General features: G+C 69.1%; 18 protein-coding genes and 1 pseudogene. 8 read left to right on the plus strand and 11 right to left on the minus strand.

The window, feature by feature from the left end:
• Positions 1-28 precede the first annotated feature (28 nt).
• The 3 genes from selB to D7Y11_RS06175 are packed head-to-tail and all read left to right on the plus strand — an operon-like array spanning position 29 to position 5,927.
• Positions 29-1,957 (plus strand): selenocysteine-specific translation elongation factor, encoded by a 1,929-nt coding sequence (gene selB / locus D7Y11_RS06165; RefSeq protein ID WP_120579129.1) that lies wholly within the window; start codon positions 29-31, stop codon positions 1,955-1,957.
• Positions 1,954-4,464, plus strand: coding sequence for an ATP-binding protein (locus D7Y11_RS06170; protein ID WP_121752296.1), 2,511 nt, complete (start codon positions 1,954-1,956; stop codon positions 4,462-4,464). The genes selB and D7Y11_RS06170 overlap by 4 nt, the downstream gene beginning before the upstream one ends.
• Positions 4,461-5,927, plus strand: coding sequence for a sigma-54 dependent transcriptional regulator (locus tag D7Y11_RS06175; protein ID WP_121752295.1), 1,467 nt, complete (start codon positions 4,461-4,463; stop codon positions 5,925-5,927). Before D7Y11_RS06170 ends, D7Y11_RS06175 begins: the two co-directional genes overlap by 4 nt.
• A 519-nt stretch (positions 5,928-6,446) precedes the next feature.
• Here the strand turns inward: D7Y11_RS06175 and D7Y11_RS06180 are convergent.
• The 7 genes from D7Y11_RS06180 to nuoE are packed head-to-tail and all read right to left on the minus strand — an operon-like array spanning position 6,447 to position 14,664.
• A complete protein-coding gene (locus D7Y11_RS06180; protein WP_120579126.1) occupies positions 6,447-8,006 on the minus strand; it encodes an NADH-quinone oxidoreductase subunit N in 1,560 nt (519 codons plus the stop codon).
• Between the two features lie 15 nt (positions 8,007-8,021).
• Positions 8,022-9,713 (minus strand): NuoM family protein, encoded by a 1,692-nt coding sequence (locus D7Y11_RS06185; protein ID WP_120579125.1) that lies wholly within the window; start codon positions 9,711-9,713, stop codon positions 8,022-8,024.
• Positions 9,710-11,938 carry an NADH-quinone oxidoreductase subunit L gene (gene nuoL / locus D7Y11_RS06190; RefSeq protein WP_120594063.1) on the minus strand — a complete coding sequence of 743 codons (2,229 nt, stop codon included), beginning with the start codon at positions 11,936-11,938 and terminating at the stop codon, positions 9,710-9,712. Before nuoL ends, D7Y11_RS06185 begins: the two co-directional genes overlap by 4 nt.
• Before the next feature lie 25 nt (positions 11,939-11,963).
• Positions 11,964-12,266, minus strand: coding sequence for an NADH-quinone oxidoreductase subunit NuoK (gene nuoK, locus D7Y11_RS06195; RefSeq protein WP_120527355.1), 303 nt, complete (start codon positions 12,264-12,266; stop codon positions 11,964-11,966).
• A gap of 25 nt (positions 12,267-12,291) precedes the next feature.
• Positions 12,292-12,798 carry an NADH-quinone oxidoreductase subunit J gene (locus D7Y11_RS06200; protein WP_120579123.1) on the minus strand — a complete coding sequence of 169 codons (507 nt, stop codon included), beginning with the start codon at positions 12,796-12,798 and terminating at the stop codon, positions 12,292-12,294.
• Positions 12,795-14,135: an NADH-quinone oxidoreductase subunit NuoF gene (gene nuoF / locus D7Y11_RS06205; protein ID WP_126933242.1), complete on the minus strand. Its 1,341-nt coding sequence runs from the start codon at positions 14,133-14,135 to the stop codon at positions 12,795-12,797. The genes D7Y11_RS06200 and nuoF overlap by 4 nt, the downstream gene beginning before the upstream one ends.
• 40 nt (positions 14,136-14,175) lie before the next feature.
• Entirely contained in the window at positions 14,176-14,664 is a 489-nt protein-coding gene (nuoE, locus tag D7Y11_RS06210) for an NAD(P)H-dependent oxidoreductase subunit E (RefSeq protein WP_120579121.1), read from the minus strand.
• A 104-nt stretch (positions 14,665-14,768) separates the two neighbouring features.
• Between nuoE and D7Y11_RS06215 the strand changes: the two genes are divergently transcribed.
• The 3 genes from D7Y11_RS06215 to serB all read left to right on the plus strand — a co-directional run bounded on the left by D7Y11_RS06215 (position 14,769) and on the right by serB (position 18,464).
• A complete protein-coding gene (locus D7Y11_RS06215; RefSeq protein WP_120579120.1) occupies positions 14,769-15,521 on the plus strand; it encodes a TIGR02266 family protein in 753 nt (250 codons plus the stop codon).
• Positions 15,522-15,603: 82 nt separating this feature from the next.
• A complete protein-coding gene (locus D7Y11_RS06220; RefSeq protein WP_126933243.1) occupies positions 15,604-17,193 on the plus strand; it encodes a serine/threonine-protein kinase in 1,590 nt (529 codons plus the stop codon).
• A gap of 74 nt (positions 17,194-17,267) precedes the next feature.
• Entirely contained in the window at positions 17,268-18,464 is a 1,197-nt protein-coding gene (gene serB, locus D7Y11_RS06225; protein ID WP_121752293.1) for a phosphoserine phosphatase SerB, read from the plus strand.
• 437 nt (positions 18,465-18,901) lie between these two features.
• Here serB and D7Y11_RS45135 read toward each other — a convergent pair.
• Positions 18,902-19,288, minus strand: a pseudogene (locus D7Y11_RS45135) (hypothetical protein); the annotation flags it as partial.
• A gap of 102 nt (positions 19,289-19,390) precedes the next feature.
• Here D7Y11_RS45135 and D7Y11_RS06235 point away from each other — a divergent pair.
• Positions 19,391-19,585: a CPXCG motif-containing cysteine-rich protein gene (locus tag D7Y11_RS06235; RefSeq protein ID WP_120581566.1), complete on the plus strand. Its 195-nt coding sequence runs from the start codon at positions 19,391-19,393 to the stop codon at positions 19,583-19,585.
• A gap of 225 nt (positions 19,586-19,810) precedes the next feature.
• Positions 19,811-20,260, plus strand: coding sequence for an Hsp20/alpha crystallin family protein (locus tag D7Y11_RS06240; protein ID WP_233597535.1), 450 nt, complete (start codon positions 19,811-19,813; stop codon positions 20,258-20,260).
• 123 nt (positions 20,261-20,383) lie between these two features.
• Here D7Y11_RS06240 and D7Y11_RS06245 read toward each other — a convergent pair whose 3' ends face one another.
• The 3 genes from D7Y11_RS06245 to kdsA are packed head-to-tail and all read right to left on the minus strand — an operon-like array spanning position 20,384 to position 22,493.
• Positions 20,384-21,013 carry a response regulator gene (locus D7Y11_RS06245; RefSeq protein ID WP_120562008.1) on the minus strand — a complete coding sequence of 210 codons (630 nt, stop codon included), beginning with the start codon at positions 21,011-21,013 and terminating at the stop codon, positions 20,384-20,386.
• Between the two features lie 44 nt (positions 21,014-21,057).
• Complete coding sequence (locus D7Y11_RS06250) at positions 21,058-21,633, minus strand: HAD family hydrolase (RefSeq protein ID WP_120581569.1); 576 nt, start codon at positions 21,631-21,633, stop codon at positions 21,058-21,060.
• A gap of 23 nt (positions 21,634-21,656) precedes the next feature.
• Positions 21,657-22,493 carry a 3-deoxy-8-phosphooctulonate synthase gene (kdsA, locus tag D7Y11_RS06255; RefSeq protein ID WP_120581567.1) on the minus strand — a complete coding sequence of 279 codons (837 nt, stop codon included), beginning with the start codon at positions 22,491-22,493 and terminating at the stop codon, positions 21,657-21,659.
• Positions 22,494-22,550 lie beyond the last annotated feature (57 nt).

The raw sequence follows: 22,550 nt of genomic DNA on the forward strand, positions 1-22,550 counted from the left end.
GTCCAGCTTCAAGGGCGTTGACGCGGCGATGATCATCGGGACGGCGGGGCACATCGACCACGGCAAGACGTCCCTCGTGAAGGCGCTGACGGGCACCGACACCGACCGGCTCCCGGAGGAGAAGCGGCGGGGCATCACCCTGGAGCTGGGCTTCGCCCACCTGCCGCTCCCGGACGGGCAGGTGGCGGGCGTGGTGGACGTGCCCGGCCACGAGCGCTTCGTGAAGGCCATGGCCGCGGGCGCGGGTGGCGTGGACCTGGCCGTGCTGGTGGTCGCGGCGGACGAAGGTGTCATGCCCCAGACGCGCGAGCACCTGGACATCTGCCGCCTGCTCGGCGTGAAGGCGGGCGTCGTCGCGCTCACCAAGGCGGACCTGCTGGAGGGCCTGGGCGACGACTGGCGCGCGCTGGTGGAGGCGGACCTCGCCGCGCTCACCGTCGGCACCTTCCTGGAGACCGCGCCCGTGGTGCCGGTGTCCTCGCGCACGGGGCAGGGCCTGCCGGAGCTGAAGGCGGCGCTCGCGAGCGCGGGCGCTTCACTGCCACGGCGTCCCTCGGAGGGCCCCGTGTTCCTCCCGGTGGACCGGGCCTTCACCATCAAGGGCTTCGGCACGGTGGTGACGGGCACGCTGTTGTCCGGCGCGCTGGCGGTGGATGACGCGGTGTCGCTGCTTCCCTCGGTGGCCGGTGCGCGTCCGGGCCCCTTTCGCGTCCGCGGCGTGCAGGTGCACGGCCAGCCGGTGGCGCGCGTGGAGGCGGGGCAGCGCGCGGCGGTGAACGTGACGGACGTGCAGACGGAGGACGTGCACCGGGGCATGGTGCTCACGCGCGCGGGCGAGCTGCCGGAGACGTCCATGCTGGACGTGGAGCTGACGCTGCTGCCCGCCGCGGAAGTCCCGCTGCCCAAGCGCCGCAAGCTGCTGCTGCACCTGGGCACCGCGCAGGTGGAGGCCACGGTGGCGCTGCTGGACCTGGAGTCGCTTTCGCCGGGGGAGACGGGGCTCGCGCAGCTGCGGCTGGAGTCTCCGGTGGGCGCGCTCGTGGGCCAGCGCTTCATCCTGCGCGGCTCGCGCGCGCTGCCGGGACGGGGCGCCACGGTGGCCGGGGGCCGCGTGCTCTCCATCACGCCGCCGCGCCGGCGCAAGGGTGCGTCGTCGGTGGTGCGGCCGCTCCTGGAGGCGGACGCGGCCGGGCAGGTGGGGTGGCTCCTCAGGCAGGCGGGCTACGCGGGGCTCACGCAGACGGAGCTGTTCGGCCGCTCGGGGCTTTCGCCCAAGGTGCTCACGCGCACGCTGGAGCTGCTGGGCGCGAAGGGGCAGGTGCTGCTGGTGGACCGCGACCGGCGGCTCTACGTGGCGCAGGACGTGTTCGAGGGACTGCGCCAGCGCTCGCTCGCGCTGCTCGCCGCGTTCCATGAACGTGAGCCCATGCGCGAGGGCCTGTCCCGCGAGGAGCTCCGTCAGCGGCTCTCCGCCCAACTGGACGCGCGCTTGTTCCAACGCGTGGTGCAGGCGCTGGTGGACTCCAGCGGCGTGGAGGCGGAGAAGGACCTGGTGCGCCTCAAGGGCCGGGGCCGTACGCTCACGCTGGGCGACGAGGCCGCGCGCACGCGCCTGTCCGCGGAGCTGTCCGCGGCGGGGCTCGCGCCGCCCACCGTCACGGAGCTGTCGCAGAAGTTGGGGCTCCCGCCCGCGAAGCTGCAGGAGTTGTTGAAGGTGCTGGTGGCGTCAGGCACTGGCGTGCGGGTGAGCGAGGAACTGTGCTTCGACACGGGCGCGCTGGAGGACCTGCGCGGACGGCTGGTGACGTACCTGAAGGACCAGAAGGAGATTTCCACGCAGGGCTTCAAGGAACTGGTGGGCCAGAGCCGCAAGTTCACCATCCCCCTGTCGGAGTACTTCGACCGGGAGAAGGTGACGCTGAGGGTGGGGGACAAACGGGTGCTGCGTCGCGGATGAGTGACAAGGCCTACAGCGAGCAGGAACTGCGTGCCCTGGTGGATGCCTTCACCCAGCCCGTGCTGGTGGTGGAGGGCGAGGGGCACGTCTGGGTGGCCAATGCCGCGTACGCGCGGCTGTTGGGACTGCCCGTGGAGCAGGTGGAGGGGCGTTCCTTCCTGGACTTCGTGCAGCCGGAGGAGCGCAGCCGGATGGGAGACCGCTTCCACCGGGTGGCCACGGGTGCGCCGCTGGACGGGCGTCCGCAGCTCTACAAGATATTCAGCGTCCACGGGGCGACGGGCGAGGTCTACGTGCAGGCCAACCCCCTGCGGCTGGACAACGGGCGTTTCGCCCTGCTGCTCAGCTGCATGGTGGTGGCGGAGCGCCCCCGGGAGCTGGTGGTGGCGGAGCGGTTGGTGGACACGTCCGCGGGGCTGGTGTCCGCGCGCTCGGAGGAGGGCGTGCGGCGCGTGGCGCTGGCGGGCCTGGAGGCCGCGGGCTTCCGGGCGCGGCTCCTGCGCTGGGACGGCACGCGGTGGGTGGTGCGCGACGGAGTGTCCATTCCGGCGGATTCGCACCTGGCGCTGGAGGCGCTGTCGGACGGGCGGCCGGTGTTCGGCGGCGCGGACCATGCGCAGCCCACGCACGCGTACCTGCCGGTGGGCGGGCCGCAGTCGGAGGTGCTCTGGGTGGCGGGCCCGTGGGTGGCGCCCCGGCACGGCTCGGTGCTGACGCTGTTCGCGAAGGTGGTGGGCGCGGCGCTCGCGGACGCCCACCTCCAGGCGGACGGCGCGCGCAGCCGCTGGGAGGTGGAGTCGGTGGCGGAGATGGCGCGCTTCGTGGCGCAGCCCGTGCCCCCGCCGCCGGAGACGTTCCTCGCGCGAGTGGCGGAGCTGCTCCAGGCCCGCGCGGTGGCGCTGCACGTCGTCCCCGAACCAGGGGAGGCCCCCCGGCTCTCCGCCCACGTGGGGCTGGAGGAGGGGAGTGACGCGGAGGCCGTGCGCGCCACCGGCGTGCTGCTGGCCGCGTCGCTGCGGGAGGACGGGGGCGTGCTGTCCTCCGAGTCGCAGGGGCGCGCGCTGGAGACCCTGTCCCAGGGCCGCCTGGGCAGCGGGACGGCGGCGCGGCTCACCCGCGGCGGTGAGAGCGTGGGCGTGGTGCAGGCGCTGCGCGCGAAGGAGCGGCCCTTCGACGAGCGAGACGCGCGGCTGTTGTCCACGCTCGCGGAGCTGCTGGTGACGCTCCTGGAGCAGCGCCGCCTCCGCGCCGAGTCCGCGCGCCAGCTCACGGAGACGCGCCTCCTGCTGGACCTGGCGCGCACCACATCCGGCGTGCTGGAGACGGCGAGCATCCTGGACGTCGCGTCCGACTTCCTGGTGCACCTGCTGGACGTGTCCAACTGCTTCATCCTGCTCTACGACGAGCAGGCCAAGGTGCTGCGCGGCGCGGCGGCGTCGGCGACCCACCGCGACATGTTCCGCACGGTGGTGGTGCCGCTCGACAGCGACGACCTGGCCGCGCGCGTGGCGCAGGAGCGCAAGCCCATCGCGGTGGAGGACCTGACGTCCGCGAGCACCTCCGTGAGCGCGGTGCTCATCGACCGGCTGGGGGAGAAGGCGCTCCTGGGCCTGCCGCTGACCTCGCGCGAGGAGCTCATCGGCGTGGTGCTGGTGGACGACGTGCGCGGCCCGCGCCCCTTCGGCCCGGAGCTGATTGAGCTGGCGGAGGCGACGTGCGGCCAGCTGGCGCTGTCCATCGCCAACGCGCGCCTCTACGAATCGCTGTGGGCCAGCTACGCGGAACTGGCCGCCACCCGCGCGGAGATGGTGAAGCGCGAGCGCTTCGCCGCGCTGGGCGAGCTGTCCGCCATCGTCGCCCACGAGGTGCGCAATCCCCTGGGCGTCATCTTCAACGCGGTGGCCACGCTCCGGCGCATCATGAACCCCGGGGGGGACACGGCCATGCTGTTGGACATCGTCGCGGAGGAGAGCGACCGCCTCAACCGCATGGTGGCGGACCTGCTGGACTTCACCCGCCCGCGCAACCCGGTGCTCCAGCCGGAGGACCTCTTGCGCGTGCTCCAGGACGCGTTCGAGGCGGCGCGGGCGCAGGCTCCCACGGAGCGTCCGGTGTACATCTCCGTGGAGGTGGATCCCGGCCTCTCCGCGGTGCCCATGGACCGGCGGCAGATCCGCCAGGCCCTGTTCAACGTGGCCGTCAACGCCATCCAGTCCATGCCCCAGGGCGGCGACGTGCGGGTGCGTGGGCGCCGGGACACGCACGGAGGCCGCGAGCAGCTGCGCATCGACGTGATGGACCAGGGGCCGGGCATCCCGGCGGAGCTGCTCCACCGCGTCTTCGAACCCTTCTTCACCACCAAGGCCCAGGGCACCGGCCTGGGGCTGGCGGTGGTGAAGCGCATCCTGGAGGAGCACCGCGGCGAAATCGCCGTGGAGAGCGCCCCCGGACGCGGAACCACCTTCACCTTCTGGCTGCCGCTCACGCAGCCCCAGTCCTTCTCATGACCGACGCGACCACTCCGGTTCCCCGAGGCTACATCCTCGTGGTGGACGACCAGAAAAACATGCGCGCCACCACCGCGCTGCTCCTGAAACAGGAGGGCTACGAGGTCGCCGAAGCCGCCACTGGCGAGGAGGCGCTCCTCCGGCTCGCGAAGGCGCGCGTGGACCTGCTCCTCACGGACCTGAAGATGGAGCCCATGGACGGGCTCACGCTGCTCAAGCGTGCGCTGGAGGCCTCGCCCCGCCTCCAGGTCATCATGATGACGGCCTTCGGCTCCATCGACAGCGCGGTGGAGGCCATGCGCCTGGGGGCCTACGACTACGTCACCAAGCCCTTCAAGGAAGGCGAGCTGCGCTACCGCGTGGAGCGCGCCCTGGAGCGCGCCCGGCTCCAGGCGGCGGTGGACAACCTGGCCACGGAGTTCAACGAACGCCACGGCCTGTCCGCGCTGGTGGGCCGCAGCCAGGCCATGCGCGAGCTCACCACGCGCCTGATGCGCGTCGCCCAGAGCGACGCCACCGTCCTCATCCAGGGCGAGAGCGGCACGGGCAAGGAGCTGGTGGCCCGCGCGCTCCACGTGCACAGCCGCCGCAGCAAGCAGCCCTTCGTGCCCGTCAACTGCGCGGCCATCAGCGAGACGCTGCTGGAGAGCGAGCTCTTCGGTCACGCCAAAGGCGCCTTCACGGGCGCGGTGAAGACGCGCCGCGGCCTCTTCGAGGAGGCGGACAACGGCACGCTCTTCATCGACGAGGTGACGGAGACGAGCCCCACCTTCCAGTCCAAGCTCTTGCGCACGCTCCAGGACGGCGAGGTGCGCCGCGTGGGGGAGTCCACCGCGCTGCGCGTGAACGTGCGAATCGCGGCGGCCACCAACCGCGACATCGAGCTGGAGGTGAAGGAGAAGCGCTTCCGTCAGGACCTCTACTACCGCCTCAACGTGGTGCTCCTGCGCGTGCCCCCGCTGCGCGAGCGCCTGGAGGACGTGCCCGCGCTGGCGCAGCACTTCCTGGACCGGGCCAACAACCGCAGCCCCCGGCCCCGGCGCCTGTCCGCCACCGCCGTGGAGCACCTGATGACGTACGACTTCCCCGGCAACGTGCGCGAGCTGGAGAACCTGGTGGAGCAGGCCGCCGCGCTCGCCGAAGCGGACGAACTGCTCCCCGAGGACTTCCCGCTGCGCCCCCAGGGCCGCGTGCTCGCCGCCGCGCCTCCGACTGAAGCGCCTTTGCCCGAGGCCATGGGCCTGCCCCCCACCGACGTCGTGCGGCCCACCAGCACGGAGGCCACGGGCCCCACGCTGGCGGAGGTGGTGGAGGACGCGGAGCGCCGGGCCATCGTCCTGGCCCTGGAGCGCCACGGCGTGGACCTGGCCCGCGTGGCGGACGAGCTGGGCGTCTCCTCCACCACGCTGTGGCGGAAGATGAAGCGGCTCAACCTGCGGCCTCCCGCCGGTGCCCGCGAATAGCCTGCCAGCGAACTCGTACCTGCCTCCCAGTACGAGTGCAGATCCGAAATCACCTGCGTTCAGGGATGAAAAAACCAACCTCCTGAATTCGTTGATTGTTTTCATCCCTGAAACGCGATTTCAGGGCTGCAATGGGGCGAAACTGTTGCCCGGTCGTCCAAGTGCTTGAGAACTCTAGAGTTTCGTCCCAAACGGGCTCTGGCATGGCACCTGCTAAGGGTTAGGCTCGGGACGCATCGAAGCGAGGTTGAAAGTGGTTCCCCCCCACCCTTTCAGCACTTCCGGTGCGTTACCTTGAGAAGACCCGCGGCCCGACACCCTCACGGGTGCCGGGCCGCCTTCTTTTCCGCTCCCTGCATCATCGCCGCGTTGCAGCCGCCCGCATGACGCGGCGCGGATCCATTTCACTTCTGCAATGCGCGCGGCGTTTGACGCCGTGAGCCACGCCCCGCAACGACAACGCCCGCCAGGGCCAGGGGCCGAGGCGGGCGTCGGGTGCCGCGAGCTGCCGGCGAACGGCTACTGACCGAACAGCGTGCCGGCCTGGGCCAGCCAGTCGGTGACGTGGCCGGGGAGGATGCCCAGCAGCACGACGGCGACGGTGGAGATGACCAGCGCGGCCTCGGTGCCCCAGTTGCGCTCCAGCGGCTGGGCGCCTTCGGGGACGGGGTGCATGAACATGTAGACCACGACGCGCAGGTAGTAATACGCGCCCGCCGCGCTGCTGAGCACCGCGACCACCGTGAGGCCCACCAGGCCCACGTCGATGGCGGCCTGGAAGATGAGCAGCTTGCTCATGAAGCCCACCGTGGGGGGGATGCCGCCCAGGGACAGCATGAAGGCCGCCATGGCGAACGCCCAACCCGGACGGCGCTGCGCGAGGCCCGCGAAGCGCTCCAGGTCCCACGCGGTTCCCTTCTCCTCGTCCTCGCGGCGCTCCAGCGCGGACACCATGGCGAAGGCGCCCGTCGCGCTGAAGGTGTACGCCAGCAGGTAGTACAGGATGCCGCGCAGCGCGTCCGAGCGCGCCACGTCCAGCGGCGTGCCACCGGACAGCGAGGACGCGGACAGCAGGCGGAAGTGCTCGCCCGGCGCCACGACGAACAGCGCCGCCACGCCCAGGAGCAGGTAGCCCGCGTGCGCGATGGAGGAGTACGCCAGCATGCGCTTCACGTTGCGCTGCGGAATCGCCATCAGGTTGCCGGCCACCATCGTGAGCAGCGCCAGCGTGGCGAAGAGCATCAGCGGCAGCTTGGGGTCCATGTCCTTGCCCACCGTGACGAACACGCGGACCAGCGACGCGAACGCCGCCGCCTTCACGCCCGCGCTCATGAGCGCCGTCACCGGGGTGGGAGCGCCCTCGTACACGTCCGGCGTCCACATGTGGAACGGCACGGCCGCCACCTTGAACGCGAAGCCCGCGGCGATGAGCACCGCGCCCACGTAGACGAGCGCCGGGGACGTGGACAGCGCCTGCTGCAGCGGGCCCGCCATGTCGTTGAGCTTCGTCGTGCCCGTGGCTCCGTACAGCAGCGCCGTTCCGTACAGCAGGACGGCGGAGGAGAAGGCGCCCAGGATGAAGTACTTGAAGCCCGCCTCGCTGGGGCGCGTGCCGCGGCGCAGGTACGCCGTCAGCGCGTACGTCGCGATGGAGAGCACCTCGATGTTGACGAAGATGGTGATGAACTCCGACGACATCGCCAGCAGGCTCATGCCCGCGGAGGCGAAGAGCATCAGCGCGTAGAACTCACCGCGCTCCGCTCCGCGCTTGCGCAGGAAGCCCACCGCGCTCAGCGCCGCCAGCCCCAGGCCCACGCTCACCACCAGGGTGAGGAAGCTGGAGAAGGGGTCCAACACGCCGAAGCCGAGGAACACCTCCTGCGGCGGCTCGAACATCAGGCCCACGGCCACGGCGCCGCTGGCCAGCGCCGCCACGACGGTGAGCACCGCCTGGTAGCCGCGGGACGCCGTCGCGGAGAGGAACACCTCCGACAACAGCAGGACGCAGGCTGCCACCACCATGATGATGGCGGGCAGCATGGGGAGGAAATCCGCCAGGGTGAGATTTGGCAGGTTCATGGAGTCTTTCGGGGCCTACTCGCGAACGGCGAGCGGCGCGGCGGGAACGGAGGGGCGGGCCGCGGCGGCGGTGGAGGGCAGGGACATCACCTCCACGCGCAGCTGGTCGTCCTTCGCCTGGGTGGCGCCCGGAGCGCCCACGCTGGCGCGAGCCACGTAGCGGTCCGTGGACGGAGCGATGCGGTCCAGGAAGGGCTGCGGCATCAGGCCCATCACCGCCACCAGCACGATGAAGGGGGCCGTGGTGAGCATCTCGCGCAGGTTCATGTCGCGCAGGTGCTGGTTCTCCCGGTGCGTGATGCTGCCGAAGAACACCTTCTGCACCATCCACAGCATGTACGCCGCGCCCAGGATGACGCCCAGCGTGGCGAACGCGCCAAAGCCCAGGGGCAGGGTGCTCTTGAACGTGCCCATCAGCACCAGGAACTCGCCGATGAAGCCGTTGGTGCCCGGCACCGCCACCGACGAGAAGGTGATGATGACGAACGCCGCGGTGAACACCGGCATCACCTTGGCGATGCCGCCGTAGTCCGACATCAGGCGCGTGTGGCGACGCTCGTAGAGGAAGCCGAACAGGAGGAACAGCGCGCCCGTGGAGATGCCGTGGTTGAGCATCTGGTACGCGCTGCCCGTGGCGCCCTCACCGGTGACGGCGAGCAGGCCCAGCATGCAGTAGCCCAGGTGGCTGACGGACGAGTACGCGATGAGCTTCTTGATGTCCCGCTGCGCCAGGCACATCAGCGCGCCGTACACGATGCCGATGACAGCCAGCACCGCGAGGAACGGACGGGCCGCGTGCGCCGCCACGGGGAAGAGCGGGATCGCGAAGCGCCAGAAGCCGTAGGTGCCCATCTTCAGCATCACGCCGGCCAGAATCATGGAGCCCGCCACCGGCGCCTGCACGTGCGCGTCCGGCAACCAGGTGTGCACCGGCCACATGGGGACCTTGATGGCGAACGCCAGCGCGAACGCGGCGAACATCCACGGCCCGTAGGTTTGCAGCGTGGCGGCCAGCGGCGAGAGGCCCACGCACGAGCCCTCCGGGCCGTTGGTGCACGCGGCGAGCTGCTGATTGGCGGCGAGCAGGTTGTTGTAGAGCGTGCCGTAGTCGAACGAGCGCACACCCGGGCCGCCGCTCACGAAGTACACCGCCACGATGGCCACCAGCATCAGCAGCGAGCCGACCAGCGTGTAGAGGAAGAACTTCACCGCCGCCATGCGCCGGTCCTCGGCGCCCCACACGCCCACCAGCAGGTACATGGGGATGAGCATGGCTTCGAAGAAGATGTAGAAGAGCAGGACGTCCATCGACGCCAGCGCGCCCAGCATCGTCGTCTGGAGCACCAGCAGCGCCAGGTGGAACTCCTTGATGCGGTGGCTGATGTACGTGGTGGAGGCGAGCACCACCAGCGGCCCCAGGAACACCGTCAGCAGCAGCAGGCTCGCCGCGAGTCCGTCCAGGCCCAGGTGGTAGCTCATCCCGAACTGCTGGAACCACGGGACGCGGAACTCCATCTGGAACTCCGCGCCGGAAGGCTCGAAGCGGAGGTACGCCCAGACGCCGAACACCAGGTCCAGCAGCATGCCCACGAAGGTGATGGCGCGGACCTGTCCGTGCTCGGACGCGGGCAGCATCAGCACCAGCGCCGCGAACACGAGCGGCAGGTAGATGACGACGTTCAACAGGTGGGTGTCGAAGAAGCTCATGAAAGCACCTGCACGAGGGCGTAGACCGCGCCGCCCAGGATGGCGAGCGCCATGATGGCGGCGTAGGCCTGCGCGTCACCCGTCTGGAGCCGGCGCAGCCCGAGGCCCACCTTCTCCGTGACGTACGCGGTGCCGCGCACCAGCACCGTGTCGATGACGAGCGCGTCCACCACGCGGAAGAGGATGAAGGCCACGAACTTCACCGGCCGGATGAGGATGAACTCGTAGAGCTCATCCACGTAGAACTTGTTGAGCGCCGTGCGGCGCACCGCGCGGGCGAACGCCGGCACGGGCTGGCCCACTCGCGAGGGGAAGAACTTCAGGTAGGCGAACGCCGCGGCCGCGCCGCCCGCGAGCGCCCACATCCACGCGAAGGCGTAGTCCCCGAGGGTCGGCGTGCTGGTGTCCAGCTGCACCGTCTTGGCCACGCGGGCCACCGTCTCCGCCGGGCGCAGCACGGGGGACAGGAAGTTCTCGAACACCGGCTGCATCCCGCCGCCCACGCGGGGCATCAGGGGCAGGGCGTAGGCGAAGGTCACGAAGGCGAGGAACGCCAGGATGACCAGCGGCAGCGTCATGTGCCACGCGCTCTCGTGCGCGTGCGCCAGCTTCGCTTCCGGGGACCGCTTGCCCGTGAAGGTGAGCAGGTAGACGCGCGACATGTAGAACGCCGTGGACGCGGTGATGAGCAGGCCCATCACGTAGACGAAGGTGGAGACCCACTCCAGGCCGTGCAGGTGGTTGTGGTGCACGCCGTGGAAGATGGCGTCCTTGGAGAAGAAGCCGGACATGATGGGGAAGATGCCGGTGATGGCCAGCGTGGAGATGAGGAACGTGGCGTGCGTCCACTTCATCTCCTTCCACAGGCCGCCCAGCTTCTTGATGTCCGTCTCGTCCCCGTTGCCGTGCATCACGCTGCCGGCGCCCAGGAAGAGGCAGGCCTTGAAGAACGCGTGCGTCATCAGGTGCATCGCGGCGGCCCAGAAGACGCCCATGCCCACGCCCATGAACATGATGCCCAGCTGGGACACCGTGGAGTAGGCGAGCACCTTCTTGATGTCGTCCTGCGCGAAGGCGATGAGCGCCGCCAGCAGCGACGTGAGCGCGCCCACGATGGCGATGGTCGCCATGGCGGTGGGAGAGAGCACCAGGAGCGAGCTCATGCGGCAGAACAGGTACACGCCCGCGGTCACCATCGTGGCGGCGTGGATGAGCGCGGAGACCGGCGTCGGGCCGGCCATCGCGTCCGGCAGCCAGACGTAGAGCGGCAGCTGCGCGCTCTTGCCCGCGGCGCCCAGCAGGAACAGCAGCATGATGGACGTCATCACGCCACCGAAGGTGTAGCCCGCCAGCGGCCCGGACTCGATGGGCGTGGCCAGGGACACCGCGCCGCCCGTGCCTTCCGGCAGGGCCAGGGCCAGCTTCTCCAGGCCCTTGAAGGTGACGGGGCCCTTCTGGGAGATGCCCTGCTCGTAGCGAGCGCGCGACGTGGACGCCGCGTTGTAGTCCCGCGCGTCCGCCTGGCGGTTGAAGGCGCCCACCGTGAGGATGAGCAGGAACGTGGCGATGAGGAACGCGAAGTCACCGATGCGGTTGGTGACGAACGCCTTGCGGCCCGCCCACGCCTTCGCGCTGTCCGTGTACCAGAAGCCGATGAGCAGGTAGCTGGCCATGCCGACGCCCTCCCAGCCCACGAAGAGCAGGACCAGGTTGTCGGCCATCACCAGCGTGAGCATCGCGGCGACGAAGAGGTTCAGGTACGCGAAGAAGCGCCAGTACCCATCGTCGTGCTCCATGTAGCTGGTGGAGTACAGGTGGATGAGGAAGCCGACGCCCGTGATGATGAGCAGCAGGATGCCCGACAGGTGGTCCACCAGCAGGCCGAAGTTCACCCGGAAGTCACCGGCGGCGAACCACGTTCCGTAGTCGTGCGCGATGGCGTAGCGGATGGTGTCCCGCTCGATGCCGAACGGGTTGACCATGCTCACCACGCGCCCGCCGGCCGCGTCGCTGGTGGCCCAGAAGGCCAGCAGGCTCAGCACGAAGGCGCCGGCGATGGCGGAGCACGCCACCAGGTGCACGTTGGCCCGGCCCAGCCACTTGCCGAACACGCCGCACACGAACGCGCCCAGCAGCGGCAGCAGGATGATCAACCCCAGCGAGGGCGAAAACACCTCCGGGGGGATGGGTGCGGTTCTGAAGAACTCGACGAGGGATCCGTCCATGGGTGTGCTCAGGGGTGACGGGGCGTTAGTGCTTCATCGTCCGGATGTCGTCGACGTTCACGGACCCGCGACTGCGGAAGACCGCGATGACGATGGCCAGACCGATGGCCGCTTCCGCGGCCGCCACGGCGATGACGAAGAAGGCGGACACGTGCCCGGTGCCTTCGCCGTGCATGCGCGCGAAGGCCAGGAACGTCAGGTTGACCGCGTTGAGCATCAGCTCCACGCACATGAAGACGACCAGCGCGTTGGTGCGCACCAGCACGCCGAACATGCCCATGCAGAAGAGGGCCGCGGCCAGCAGGAGGTAGTAGGTGATGGGGACCATTGGGTTGTCCGGAAGGTCGCGAGGATCAGATGCGGGACTTGGCCACCACCACCGCGCCCACCATGGCCACCAGCAGGAGCAGGCTGACCGCTTCGAAGGGCAACAGCCAGGTGGTGAAGATGGTCTCGCCGATGGCCGCCATGGTGCCGAACGCCGCCTGGCCCCGCGCGTCCAGCTGCGCGGGCTGCGCGTTCAGCCGGCCCAGCGTCACGGCCAGCACGGCCAGCAGGCCCACCGCGGAGGCGCCACCCAGGAACCGCGTCGCCGTGGGCTTTCCGCGGTGCGGGGCGTCACCCAGGTTGAGCAGCATGATGACGAACAGGAAGAGCACCATGATGGCGCCCGCGTACACGAGCACCTGCACGGCGGCGACCGTGTGCGCCCAGAGCAGCACGTAGATGCCGGCCAGGAAGAAGAACGTCGACACCAGGGCCATGGCGGAGTTGATGGGGCTCCGCGCGGTGATGACCAGCCCCGCTGACAGCAGCGTCATGACGGCGAAGACGCCGAAGAGGACCAATTCGATGTTCAAGACCAGTCTCCGAAGGAACCCCAGGGGTGGTCACCGAACGGGCAGCGGTGCTCCCGTACGTGAGCCTCGAACTCGTCCCGGAACCGCATGAGGAAGGAGTGCGTGGGCAGCGCCGCCGCGTCACCCAGCGCGCAGATGGTGTTGCCCAGGCCGATGGGAGGGTAGGGCGCGATGGAGGAGGCGACGTTCGACAGCATGTCGATGTCGCTCAGCTCCGCGCGGCCTTCCTCGATCTTGCGCAGCAGGCGCGTCTGCCAGGGCGTGCCCTCGCGGCACGGGGTGCACTGGCCGCAGGACTCTTCCGCGTAGAAGCGGGCCACGCGCCAGAGGCTGCGCACCATGCAGGTGGCGTCGTCCATCACGATGACGCCGCCGGAGCCGGCCATCGTCTGCTTCATCTTCAGCGCCTCGAACTCCAGCGCCACGTCCAGTTCGTCCGCACCCAGCACCGGCGCCGAGGAACCACCCGGGATGACCGCCTTGACCTTGCGGCCCTTGGGCATGCCCTGGCCGTACTGGTCGTCGTGGATCAGCTCCAGGATGGTGGTGTGCATCCCCACCTCGTAGACGCCGGGGCGGTTCACGGAGCCGGACAGGCACACCAGGTGCGTGCCGCCGGACTTGTCCGTGCCCAGCTTCGCGTACCACTCCGCGCCCTTGGCGAGGATGGGGGGCACGCTGGCGAGCGTCTCCACGTTGTTCACCACCGTGGGGCTGCCGAACAGGCCCACCACCGCGGGGAAGGGGGGCTTCAGGCGGGGCCAGCCCTTCTTGCCTTCCAGGGACTCCAGCAGCGCCGTCTCCTCGCCGCAGATGTACGCGCCCGCGCCCCGGACCACGTAGCAGTCGAGCGCGAAGTCCTTGCCCATCATCGTCTTGCCGAAGATGCCGGCCTTGTAGGCCTCATCGATGGCGGCCTGGGTGCGCTCCGCCTGGAACTTGAACTCGCCGCGCAGGTACACGTAGCAGGTGTGCACGCCCAGCGCGTACGACGCGATGGCGATGCCCTCCAGCATCATGTGCGGGTCGTTCTCCAGGATGTAGCGGTCCTTGAAGGTGCCCGGCTCGGACTCGTCCCCGTTGACGGCCAGGTACTTGGGCTTGGGGCTGTCCTTGGGGACGAAGCTCCACTTCATGCCCGTGGGGAAGCCCGCGCCGCCGCGGCCGCGGAGGTTGGACTTCTTCACCTCGTCGATGATGGCGGCGGGCTCCATGGAGAGAGCGCGCTTGAGCCCGTCATAGCCACCGCGCGAGCGGTAGCTGTCCAGGGTCCAGGACTGGGGCTTGCCCCAGGCCGCCGAGATGACGGGTTCGACCGCCTTTGCCGTAGAGGCCATGGATGAACGTCCTAGGAAAGCGAGGGGGAGGAGGGGCGACTCACGACAGCCGGGCCAGGATGGCGTCCAGCTTCGCCTGGGTCAGGCGCTCGTGGTGATCCTCGTTGATCTGCAGGCAGGGCGCCGTGCCGCAGGACGCCAGGCACTCCGTCTCGCGCAGGGTGAACTTGTCGTTCGTCTCCCCGGCGGTGAGGCCCAGCTTCTGCTCCAGGTACGCGAGCATCTTCTCCGCGCCCCAGAGGGAGCAGGAGAGGTTCGTGCAGACGTCGATGACGTACTTGCCCGGCTTCTTGAGGTGGTACATCACGTAGAAGCTGGCGACCTCGTAGGCGCGCTCCGGCGTGACCTCCAGGTTCTTCGCCACCAGCCGCAGACCATCAGGAGGCAACCACCCCTTGAGGTCCTGCAGCAGGCGCAGCGCGGGAAGCATGCCGGCGCTTTTGCGATCAGAGGGGTAGTGCGAGAGGATTTCCGCGATCCCCGCGTCGAACTTCTTCTGCTCTTCAGGAGTGAACAGGGGCTCCGCCATGGCGGGCCGTACGTATTGCCGCAATGGCTTCGTTGTCAACATAAACCCTCGGCGGTAGACTGGGCCGCCCTCAGCAAATTACCGAGCGATTTCAACCCCTTGTTATGAGCCTGGACCCTGCGGACCAGCGGCAGCACCCTCGCATCCCCACCATCCTCCGGGTGGACTACGCCCATGGGCGCCCGGTCCGGGACGTGACGGAAAACCTCTCCACCGGAGGGTTCTTCGTCCAGACCGAGCAGCTCTTCGCGGTGGGGGACGAGCTGCGGCTTGCTCTTTCTTTCCCGGGACTGCTGGATCCGGTAGAAGTCGCCGGGACGGTGGCGTGGGTGCGCCTGGCCGCGCCCGATCAGCCGGGCGGCGTGGGCATCCGTGTGGAGAGCGAGCAGGACCGGCGGCGACTGGGTGACATCTTGAGTGCGGCGGGACCCAACGACAACGCGGTGACCCCCTCTGAGCAGGACGGGTTCCGTGTGCTCATCGTCGAGGACAACCCGCACATCATCGAGATGTACAGCTACGTGCTGAAGAAGCTCGCGAGCAACGACCTGCACGGGAAGGTGCCGCTGGAGGTCCACTTCGCCCCGGACGGCCACCACGCCCTGCTGCGGCTGCGCGAGGACCGCTTCAGCCTGGTGATGCTGGACCTCTACATGCCGGTGATGGACGGCTTCGCCCTGGTGGAGCGCATCCGGGAGGAAGAGGAGCTCAAGGGCATCCCGGTCATCGCGATCTCCGCGGGTGGCAAGGAGGCCCAGGACCGGGCGATGCAGCTGGGGGTGGATATCTACCTGCGCAAGCCCGTGCGGTTCGTGGAAGTGCTGGAGACGGTGAAGCAGCTCCTGCGCATCCGGTAGGACCCGGGTGATTCCCCAGGCGCTTCTTCGTCGCACCAGACGTTGAAGCGCCGGGCGGGTGCCGCGTAGAGTCCGCGCACCCATGACGAAGCCCGCCATCCATCGTGACACCGTCAGTGGAGAGGCGCTGCTCATCCTGCAGAATCTGCGGGAGAACGGCCGCCTGGGACGCTCGAACAAGCTGGCCGACGTGAAGGCCGCCCTCGAACCGTCCGTTTCGCTGGAGTTCGACAACTACTTCTTCTTCCTGCGCAAGTTCCACTACATCGCCATGGACCGCGAGGCCCAGCTGAAGCTCACCGAAACGGGTGAGCGGGTGGTGGAGGGGGACCTGCAGGACCGGTTCGCGTCAGAGGTCGACGACTTCTTCGCGGATCAGCTCCTGCCGGCGGAGGACGCCACGCACATCGGCCGTCCGCTGGACGAGGACGAACCGATGAACGTCCCGCCGCCGCCGCCGGAGCTGCTCCTGGACGAGGCGGAGGTGGATCCGTCCTCCTCGGCCGGGGCCTCCTCCCAGTCCCAGGTGGGGCCGCCGCCGGTGCCGCCGTCGCGCACGCACCGCGTGGCCATGCCGGCGTTGGACCTGGCGCAGGCCGCCACCCAGATGCAGCCCGCGCAGCCGCCGCCCATCGCGACGCCGCAGCCCCAGCCGGCGTTCCGCCAGGACGGCCCGGCGGAAGGGCGCCGGGAGACCTTCATCGGGTCGCCGCCGGCGCCCGCGTCCCAGCCCGTTGTCGTGACCGCGCCGGTTCCCAGCGCGTCCCAACCGCTCATCATCACCCCTCCGCTCGCCGCCGCGGCCGCCGCGAAGGGCACCAGCGACCTGGACCTGCGCTACCAGAAGTTCGACCCCATTGGCACGGGGCCGCTGGGGACGGTCTTCAAGGGCCGCTACAACGCCCTGGGGCTGGACATCTGCATCAAGGAGCTGAAGGACATCTTCGGCTACTTCTCCTTCCTGCAGCGCGGTGAGGTGCTCAAGCGCCTGAAGAAGGAGCTGTGCGCGCAGGCGCAGGTTCGCCACCCGGGCGTGGTGCAGATCCTCGACCAGAACGTGGACTCGGCGCGGCCCTACTTCGTGGTGGAGCTGATGCGCGGCAGCCTGAAGGAGAAGCTGGAGGCGGCTGGCGGCAAGGGCATTGACGTGCAGCACGCGCTGCGCACCTTCCTGCAGCTGGCGTACGGCTTGAAGGCCGCGCACGCCGCGGGGCTCACCCACCACAACATCAAGCCGGAGAACGTCCTCTTCGACGCGTACGGCAACGCGAAGCTCTCCGACTTCGGCATGAGCCGCGTGGTGGAGGTGGACGCGACGAAGGGCATGCCCCAGGTGTTCGTGGGCACGGGCGGCATGGTCTACATGGCGCCGGAGCTGATGAACAAGGGCGTCCAGGAGGCGGGTCCCGCCGCGGACGTGTACGCCCTGGGCATCCTGCTCTACGAGATGTTCACCGGTCAGATTCCGGGCCGCCGCTCGCCGCTGCCGTCGGAGGTGAACCCGGAGGCGCCCAGCGGGTTGGATCAGCTCTTCGACAAGGCCACGCAGGACCGGCGCGAGCAGCGCTACCCGGACGTGGACGCGATGCTGGCGGACTTCTACAAGGCCTTCCCGGAGCGCGAGTACCTGGATCGCGGCTCGCTCGTCCTGTCGTCGGATCCGCAGGAGTAGCCGTCGGCCGGGCAGGCGGGCCTCCTCGCGAGGCTCGCCCGTCCCCGCATGGACCTGTCAGAGTGCGGTGCGTCATGCACACGCGCCCCTCTGACAGCGTCCTCCTCACCGTCACCGGAAGGGACGGCCCCGACACCACCGTCCGCCTCACCGGCCTGCTCGCGCAAGCGGGCGCGGAGCTGCTCGACGTGGAGCAGGTGGTGGTGCAGGGCCTGCTCACCCTGGCCCTGTGGGTGCGTCTGCCAGGCGGAGAGTCCCTCCAGGCGCTCCCTGAGCTGGCCCGGGAGCTGGGCGTCACGGTGGACGTCCGCGCGGTGCCTCCGGCCGTCACGTCTCCAGCGCCGGGGCCAGAGCCGCTGCGCTACGTCGTCACCGCGGTGGGCAAGGCGCTGGGCGTGCACGACGTGCATGCGCTGACGCAGAAGTTGGTGGCGGGGAACGCGCGCGTGGAGCGCATCACCCGGCTGAGCGAGACGCCGCTCGCGGCGGTGGAGCTCCACGTCACGCTGCCGCCGGATGCCGACACGTCAGCGCTCAAGCGCGCGCTGCTGGAGCTGTCCATGGCGAGCCCCACCTTCGATGTCGCCCTCCAGCGCGAGAGCCTCTACCGGCGCGGCAAGCGGATGGTGGTGATGGACATGGACTCCACGCTCATCCGCATCGAGGTCATCGACGAACTGGCGCGTGCCTACGGCGTCCACGCGAAGGTGGCCGCCATCACCGAGCGCGCGATGCACGGGGAGATGGACTACGACGAGTCCCTGCGTCAGCGCGTGGCGCTGCTCGCCGGGCTGGACGCTCGCGTGCTGCACGAGCTGGCCGCGAACCTGCCGCTCACGGAAGGCGCGGAGACGCTCATCCGCGTGCTCCGTCGCCTGGGCTACCGCACCGCGGTCATCAGCGGCGGCTTCTCCGTGGCGGCGGAAGCGCTGCAGAAGCGGCTGGGCATCGACTTCGCGTACTCCAACGTGCTGGAGGTCCAGGACGGGAAGCTCACCGGCCGCACCCTGGGCACCATCGTCAACGCGCGCCGCAAGGCGGAGCTGCTGGAGACGCTGGCGAAGCAGGAAGGCATCCTGCTGGAGCAGGTCATCGCCGTGGGTGACGGGGCCAATGACCTGCTGATGCTGGAGAAGGCGGGGCTGGGCATCGCCTTCCGAGCCAAGCCGAAGCTGCGCGAGGCCGCCGACACGTCCATCTCCGCCGGCGGGCTGGACACCATCCTCACGCTGCTGGGGCTCACCGCGCGCGAGCTGCGCGAGGTGGGCTGAAACAAGCCAGGGTCAGAGGCGCATGCGCGCGGCCAGCTCGCGCTGCTGCACTGCGCCCTTCTCGAAGACGAGCTCCAGCAGGGCGCGGAGGATCTTCGAGCTCTTCTCCTGGTTCTGCTGCACCGTCTGCAGGCGGGCCAGGTCCTCCTCCGTCCACTCGGAGGTGGGCGAGCCGCCCGCGAGGATTTCATCCAGGATGTCCGAGGCGCTGGAGCCCGGGTTCGCGGCGGCGCGGCGTTCGGGTCGACGATGTCGCTGATGCGCTTCACGACCGTCTTGCCGCTCATGTCCACGACCTTGAACTCCTCCTCCTCCGGGAGTTCGCCCGCGTCCTGCTGCTTGTTCGAGTCGGGCTTGAAGCGCTTCTTCTCCACCGGCTCCTGGCCGCGGTAGTGGCGCAGGATGGCGTGCTCGATTTCACGGTCGCCCGCCACCATGGGGACCACGCGGGCGCGGCTGCGCGCCGCGACCTGGTCCAACGTGGCCAGGTCCGTGGGGTCGGACATCGCCAGCACCAGCGTCTTCCCGTTGTCCTTGAGCTGCACGGGGAAGACGCCCTTTTGCTCGGCGAGCCCCACCTCCACGCGGGCGAGCGCCGCCGCGTCCTTGGTCAGGTTGCCCAGCTGCACGCGCGGCATTCCCAGGCCCTGGCAGATGGCCTGGGTGATGGTCTCCTCGGACGCCAGCCCCAGGTCCGCGATGACGCGCGACACGCGTCCGCCCCACTGGTCCAGTGAGGCGAGCGCGCTGCGTAGCTGCAACTCGTCGATGACGCGCGCCTTGACGAGGATGTCCGCGATGCGATTCCGGGAAGGGGGAGCCATGGGGTGGGGATTCTAGCGTCTGATGGCGCGGACGCTCAGTCCACGTCAATGAACCTGCCTTGAAGGCAGGGGAACATGGCTTGAAGGCAAGGAGGCTGGACCATGCAACCGTTCGCGGACGCCGCCACCCAGATGTGCCCGTACTGCGGCGAAGAGGTCGAAGTGGACGTGGACTCGCTGGGCGCCTCCTCCGAGTCCTACGTGGAGGACTGCCCCGTCTGCTGCCGCCCCTGGCAGGTGCACGTCACCCGGGGCGAGGACGGCGCCGCCGTCACGTTGGGCCGCGACGACGACTGAGCCTGGCCCCCCGCCAGGAGGGCAGGCAGGCGGGTACGAAGGCCTTTCGCGGGGGCTCCAGGACGTGCGGGGCCGTTCCTTGACACGTCCCGAAGCATGGTTCTCTTGAGTCTTGTGAGGCGCTGCCGGGCGCTCCTGGAAACAGGGTCCCGGCCACCCACTTCAACAACGACCGTGAACCCGCACGACGTGCGTCCCCAGGGACGTCACGAACAGGAGACGACCATGCTGAACGCTCGCTATCCCTTCAACAACGCCGCTGTCACCCACCCGCTGCTGCGCGACTTCGACTTCATCTTCCGCGAGCTGGCCTCGCCGGGCGTCCGCGAGGACGCCGAGCGCACCGTCACGCCCGCGGCGGACATCCTGGAGGCCGAGTCCGGCATCACGCTGCGCGTGGACCTGCCGGGCCATGACGCCAAGGCCATCCAGGTGAAGGTGGAGGACGGCGTGCTGACCGTGCGCTCCGAGCGCAAGGCCGAAGCCGTGCCGGAGGGCAGCGCCCTGCGGCGCCAGGAGCGCGCCTCGGGTGTGTACGCGCGCCAGTTCCGCCTGCCGGAGACGGTGGACGCGACCCGCGTGGAGGCCCGCTACGACAATGGCGTGCTCACCCTCACCCTGCCGCGTCGCGAGGAGACCAAGCCCCGCGTCGTCGAGGTGAAGGTCCAGGGTTGATGCGCGTGCATCAACACCCCATCAGGGAGGCCGCTGCCCTCGCTGTCGCGAGGCGCGGCGACTCCCGCAAGCATCGTTGCGACCCGAGGGCTTCCGCGGTGGCCGGCGGAAGCCCCCGTCCCATCACTTGCGAGCAGCGCTGGTGTTGAGCGCCAGCGGCACCCGGAACAGCTCCATCACCTGAGTCACGTCCAGCGGCTTGGCCAGGCACGCCACCGCGCCGGCCTGCTTGGACTGCTCCACGACGTCGGGCGTGTGCATGCTCGTCATGGTGATGAGACGCACGCCTTCCATCTGCTTGCGCGCGCGGATGCGCTTGCAGACCTCGATGCCGTCGATGTCCGGCATGTTGAGGTCGATGATCATCCCGTGCGGCTTCTGCTCCGACACCAGCAGCAGCGCCTCCACGCCGCTCGTGGTCGTCTGAAGCTCCACCTGGTTCGCGTGCGGCTTGAACGCGCGCTTGATGGCGTCCAGCACCGGGCGCTCGTCGTCCACGACCAGCAGGCGCACCGTGCTGCTACCCAGCTCCTCGGGCACGGGCATCTGGTGGGTGACCAGGAAGGTGCGCAGGTCCGTCGAACGCACCCGGCGGTGGCCACCCGGAGTCCGGAAGGCCATCAGGATGCCGCGGTCAATCCACTTGCTCACCGTCGACGGGTCCACCTGAAGCAACCGACTGATGTCGTGCGTCGTGTAGAGCTGGTCCGTCATCGCCGTACTCCCCTCGGACTGCATCGTTCCACTAGCCATGGAAATAAACACCTACCTTGAATGCGGGGTTTGATCAACCCACCCTACGACGTGCTGCGTTTATCTGTGCTTCTCATCAGACCCACGGCGTCATCCCAACGGCCACTGGCACGGAGGCACAGCTCCACAAGCTCACGGGCGGCTCCGTGACCGCCCACGTTCGTCGTAACGAAGTCTGCTTCCTGGCGCACCTCTGGAACAGCATCCGCCGGACAGGCGGACAGCCCTGAGAGTGACATGGGGTCCAGGTCGTTCAGGTCGTCTCCCATATACGCGCACTGATTCGCGGGTATCTGGAGTTGGGCGAGCAATTCAAGGAAGGCGGGACCCTTCTCCTTGCGGCCCTGGAAGATGGCGGCGAGGCCCAATTCTCGGCCTCGCGCCTCGACGATGCGGGACGTGCGCGCGGTGAGGATGGCGGCGGGCAGGCCCACCAGCCGGGCCATGACGAGCGCATGGCCATCCTTCACGTTGAAGCGCTTCATCACTTCGCCGTTGTCGCCGTAATACAGCGCGCCGTCGGTGAGGACGCCATCCACGTCGAACACGAGCAGTCGCACGCGCGACGCACGGGACGTCAGCTCTTCCTTGCCCGGCTTGGAAGGCGCTTCCGTCTGCATGGCCTCCTCACCTTTCGCATGCATCAACTGGCTTCGTGACCCAGCGCGCGGCGGATGCTGAGTACATCTCGTAGCACGTCCTCGAACATCTGTGGATTGAGCGAGCACGGACCGTCACACAGGGCACGGTCGGGGTCTTCGTGGACTTCTGTGAATAAAGCGTCAATCCCGGCGGCGGCGGCGCTGCGGGCGAGCAGCGAGACGAACCGGCGCTCGCCGCCTGTCTTTCCGTCGCTGGAGCTGGGGAGCTGGACGGCGTGGGTGGCGTCCATGCAGACCACGAGGCCGGCCTCGCGCATCTGGGCGAAGCCGCGCATGTCCACGACGAGGTTGTTGTAGCCGAAGGAGGAACCGCGCTCGGTGACGAGCACGTTGGGGTTGCCCGCCTCCACTGCTTTCTTCGCCGAGTGGACGATGTCCTTGGGGGCCACGAACTGTCCCTTCTTCAAGTTCACCCCCTTGCCCGAGCGGGCCACCGCCTCCACGAGGTCCGTCTGCCGACAGAGGAAGGCGGGTATCTGGATGATATCCACGACTTCAGCGGCAGGCCCGACGTGGCTGGTTTCATGGACGTCCGTGAGAACGGGCACTCCCACCTCCCGACGGACGCGGTCCAGGATTCTCAGACCTTCCTTCAAACCCGGACCGCGGAAGGACTTCCCGCTGGTCCGGTTGGCTTTGTCATAGGAACATTTGAAGGCATACGGAACGCCCAGCCGGGACGTGATGCCCTTGAGCAGGTGGGCGTGTCTCAGGGCCATCTCCTCGGACTCGATGCTGTCCGGGCCGGCGATGACGAAGAGGCGCTGGCCGGGGCCGACCTTGTGGCCGCACAGCTCGATGGAGGGGGTGTTGCTCATGAGCGCACCGGGGGCTGTCTCTTGTACACATCTCCGAGCCCACGAGACGCTCATGAA

The sequence above is a fragment of the Corallococcus sp. AB018 genome, from assembly GCF_003986945.1.
Taxonomy (GTDB): Bacteria; Myxococcota; Myxococcia; order Myxococcales; family Myxococcaceae; genus Corallococcus; species Corallococcus exiguus.

Bases quoted from the DNA above. Each gene is read 5' to 3' on its own strand.
- D7Y11_RS06245 (WP_120562008.1), bottom strand. From the start codon at position 21,013: ATGGCTAGTGGAACGATGCAGTCCGAGGGGAGTACGGCGATGACGGAC.
- nuoL (WP_120594063.1), bottom strand. From the start codon at position 11,938: ATGGACGGATCCCTCGTCGAGTTCTTCAGAACCGCACCCATCCCCCCG.
- nuoK (WP_120527355.1), bottom strand. From the start codon at position 12,266: ATGGTCCCCATCACCTACTACCTCCTGCTGGCCGCGGCCCTCTTCTGC.
- D7Y11_RS06220 (WP_126933243.1), top strand. From the start codon at position 15,604: ATGACGAAGCCCGCCATCCATCGTGACACCGTCAGTGGAGAGGCGCTG.
- nuoF (WP_126933242.1), bottom strand. From the start codon at position 14,135: ATGGCCTCTACGGCAAAGGCGGTCGAACCCGTCATCTCGGCGGCCTGG.
- serB (WP_121752293.1), top strand. From the start codon at position 17,268: ATGCACACGCGCCCCTCTGACAGCGTCCTCCTCACCGTCACCGGAAGG.
- nuoE (WP_120579121.1), bottom strand. From the start codon at position 14,664: ATGGCGGAGCCCCTGTTCACTCCTGAAGAGCAGAAGAAGTTCGACGCG.
- D7Y11_RS06185 (WP_120579125.1), bottom strand. From the start codon at position 9,713: ATGAGCTTCTTCGACACCCACCTGTTGAACGTCGTCATCTACCTGCCG.
- selB (WP_120579129.1), top strand. From the start codon at position 29: ATGATCATCGGGACGGCGGGGCACATCGACCACGGCAAGACGTCCCTC.
- D7Y11_RS06170 (WP_121752296.1), top strand. From the start codon at position 1,954: ATGAGTGACAAGGCCTACAGCGAGCAGGAACTGCGTGCCCTGGTGGAT.
- D7Y11_RS06235 (WP_120581566.1), top strand. From the start codon at position 19,391: ATGCAACCGTTCGCGGACGCCGCCACCCAGATGTGCCCGTACTGCGGC.
- kdsA (WP_120581567.1), bottom strand. From the start codon at position 22,493: ATGAGCAACACCCCCTCCATCGAGCTGTGCGGCCACAAGGTCGGCCCC.
- D7Y11_RS06215 (WP_120579120.1), top strand. From the start codon at position 14,769: ATGAGCCTGGACCCTGCGGACCAGCGGCAGCACCCTCGCATCCCCACC.
- D7Y11_RS06250 (WP_120581569.1), bottom strand. From the start codon at position 21,633: ATGCAGACGGAAGCGCCTTCCAAGCCGGGCAAGGAAGAGCTGACGTCC.
- D7Y11_RS06175 (WP_121752295.1), top strand. From the start codon at position 4,461: ATGACCGACGCGACCACTCCGGTTCCCCGAGGCTACATCCTCGTGGTG.
- D7Y11_RS06180 (WP_120579126.1), bottom strand. From the start codon at position 8,006: ATGAACCTGCCAAATCTCACCCTGGCGGATTTCCTCCCCATGCTGCCC.
- D7Y11_RS06240 (WP_233597535.1), top strand. From the start codon at position 19,811: ATGCTGAACGCTCGCTATCCCTTCAACAACGCCGCTGTCACCCACCCG.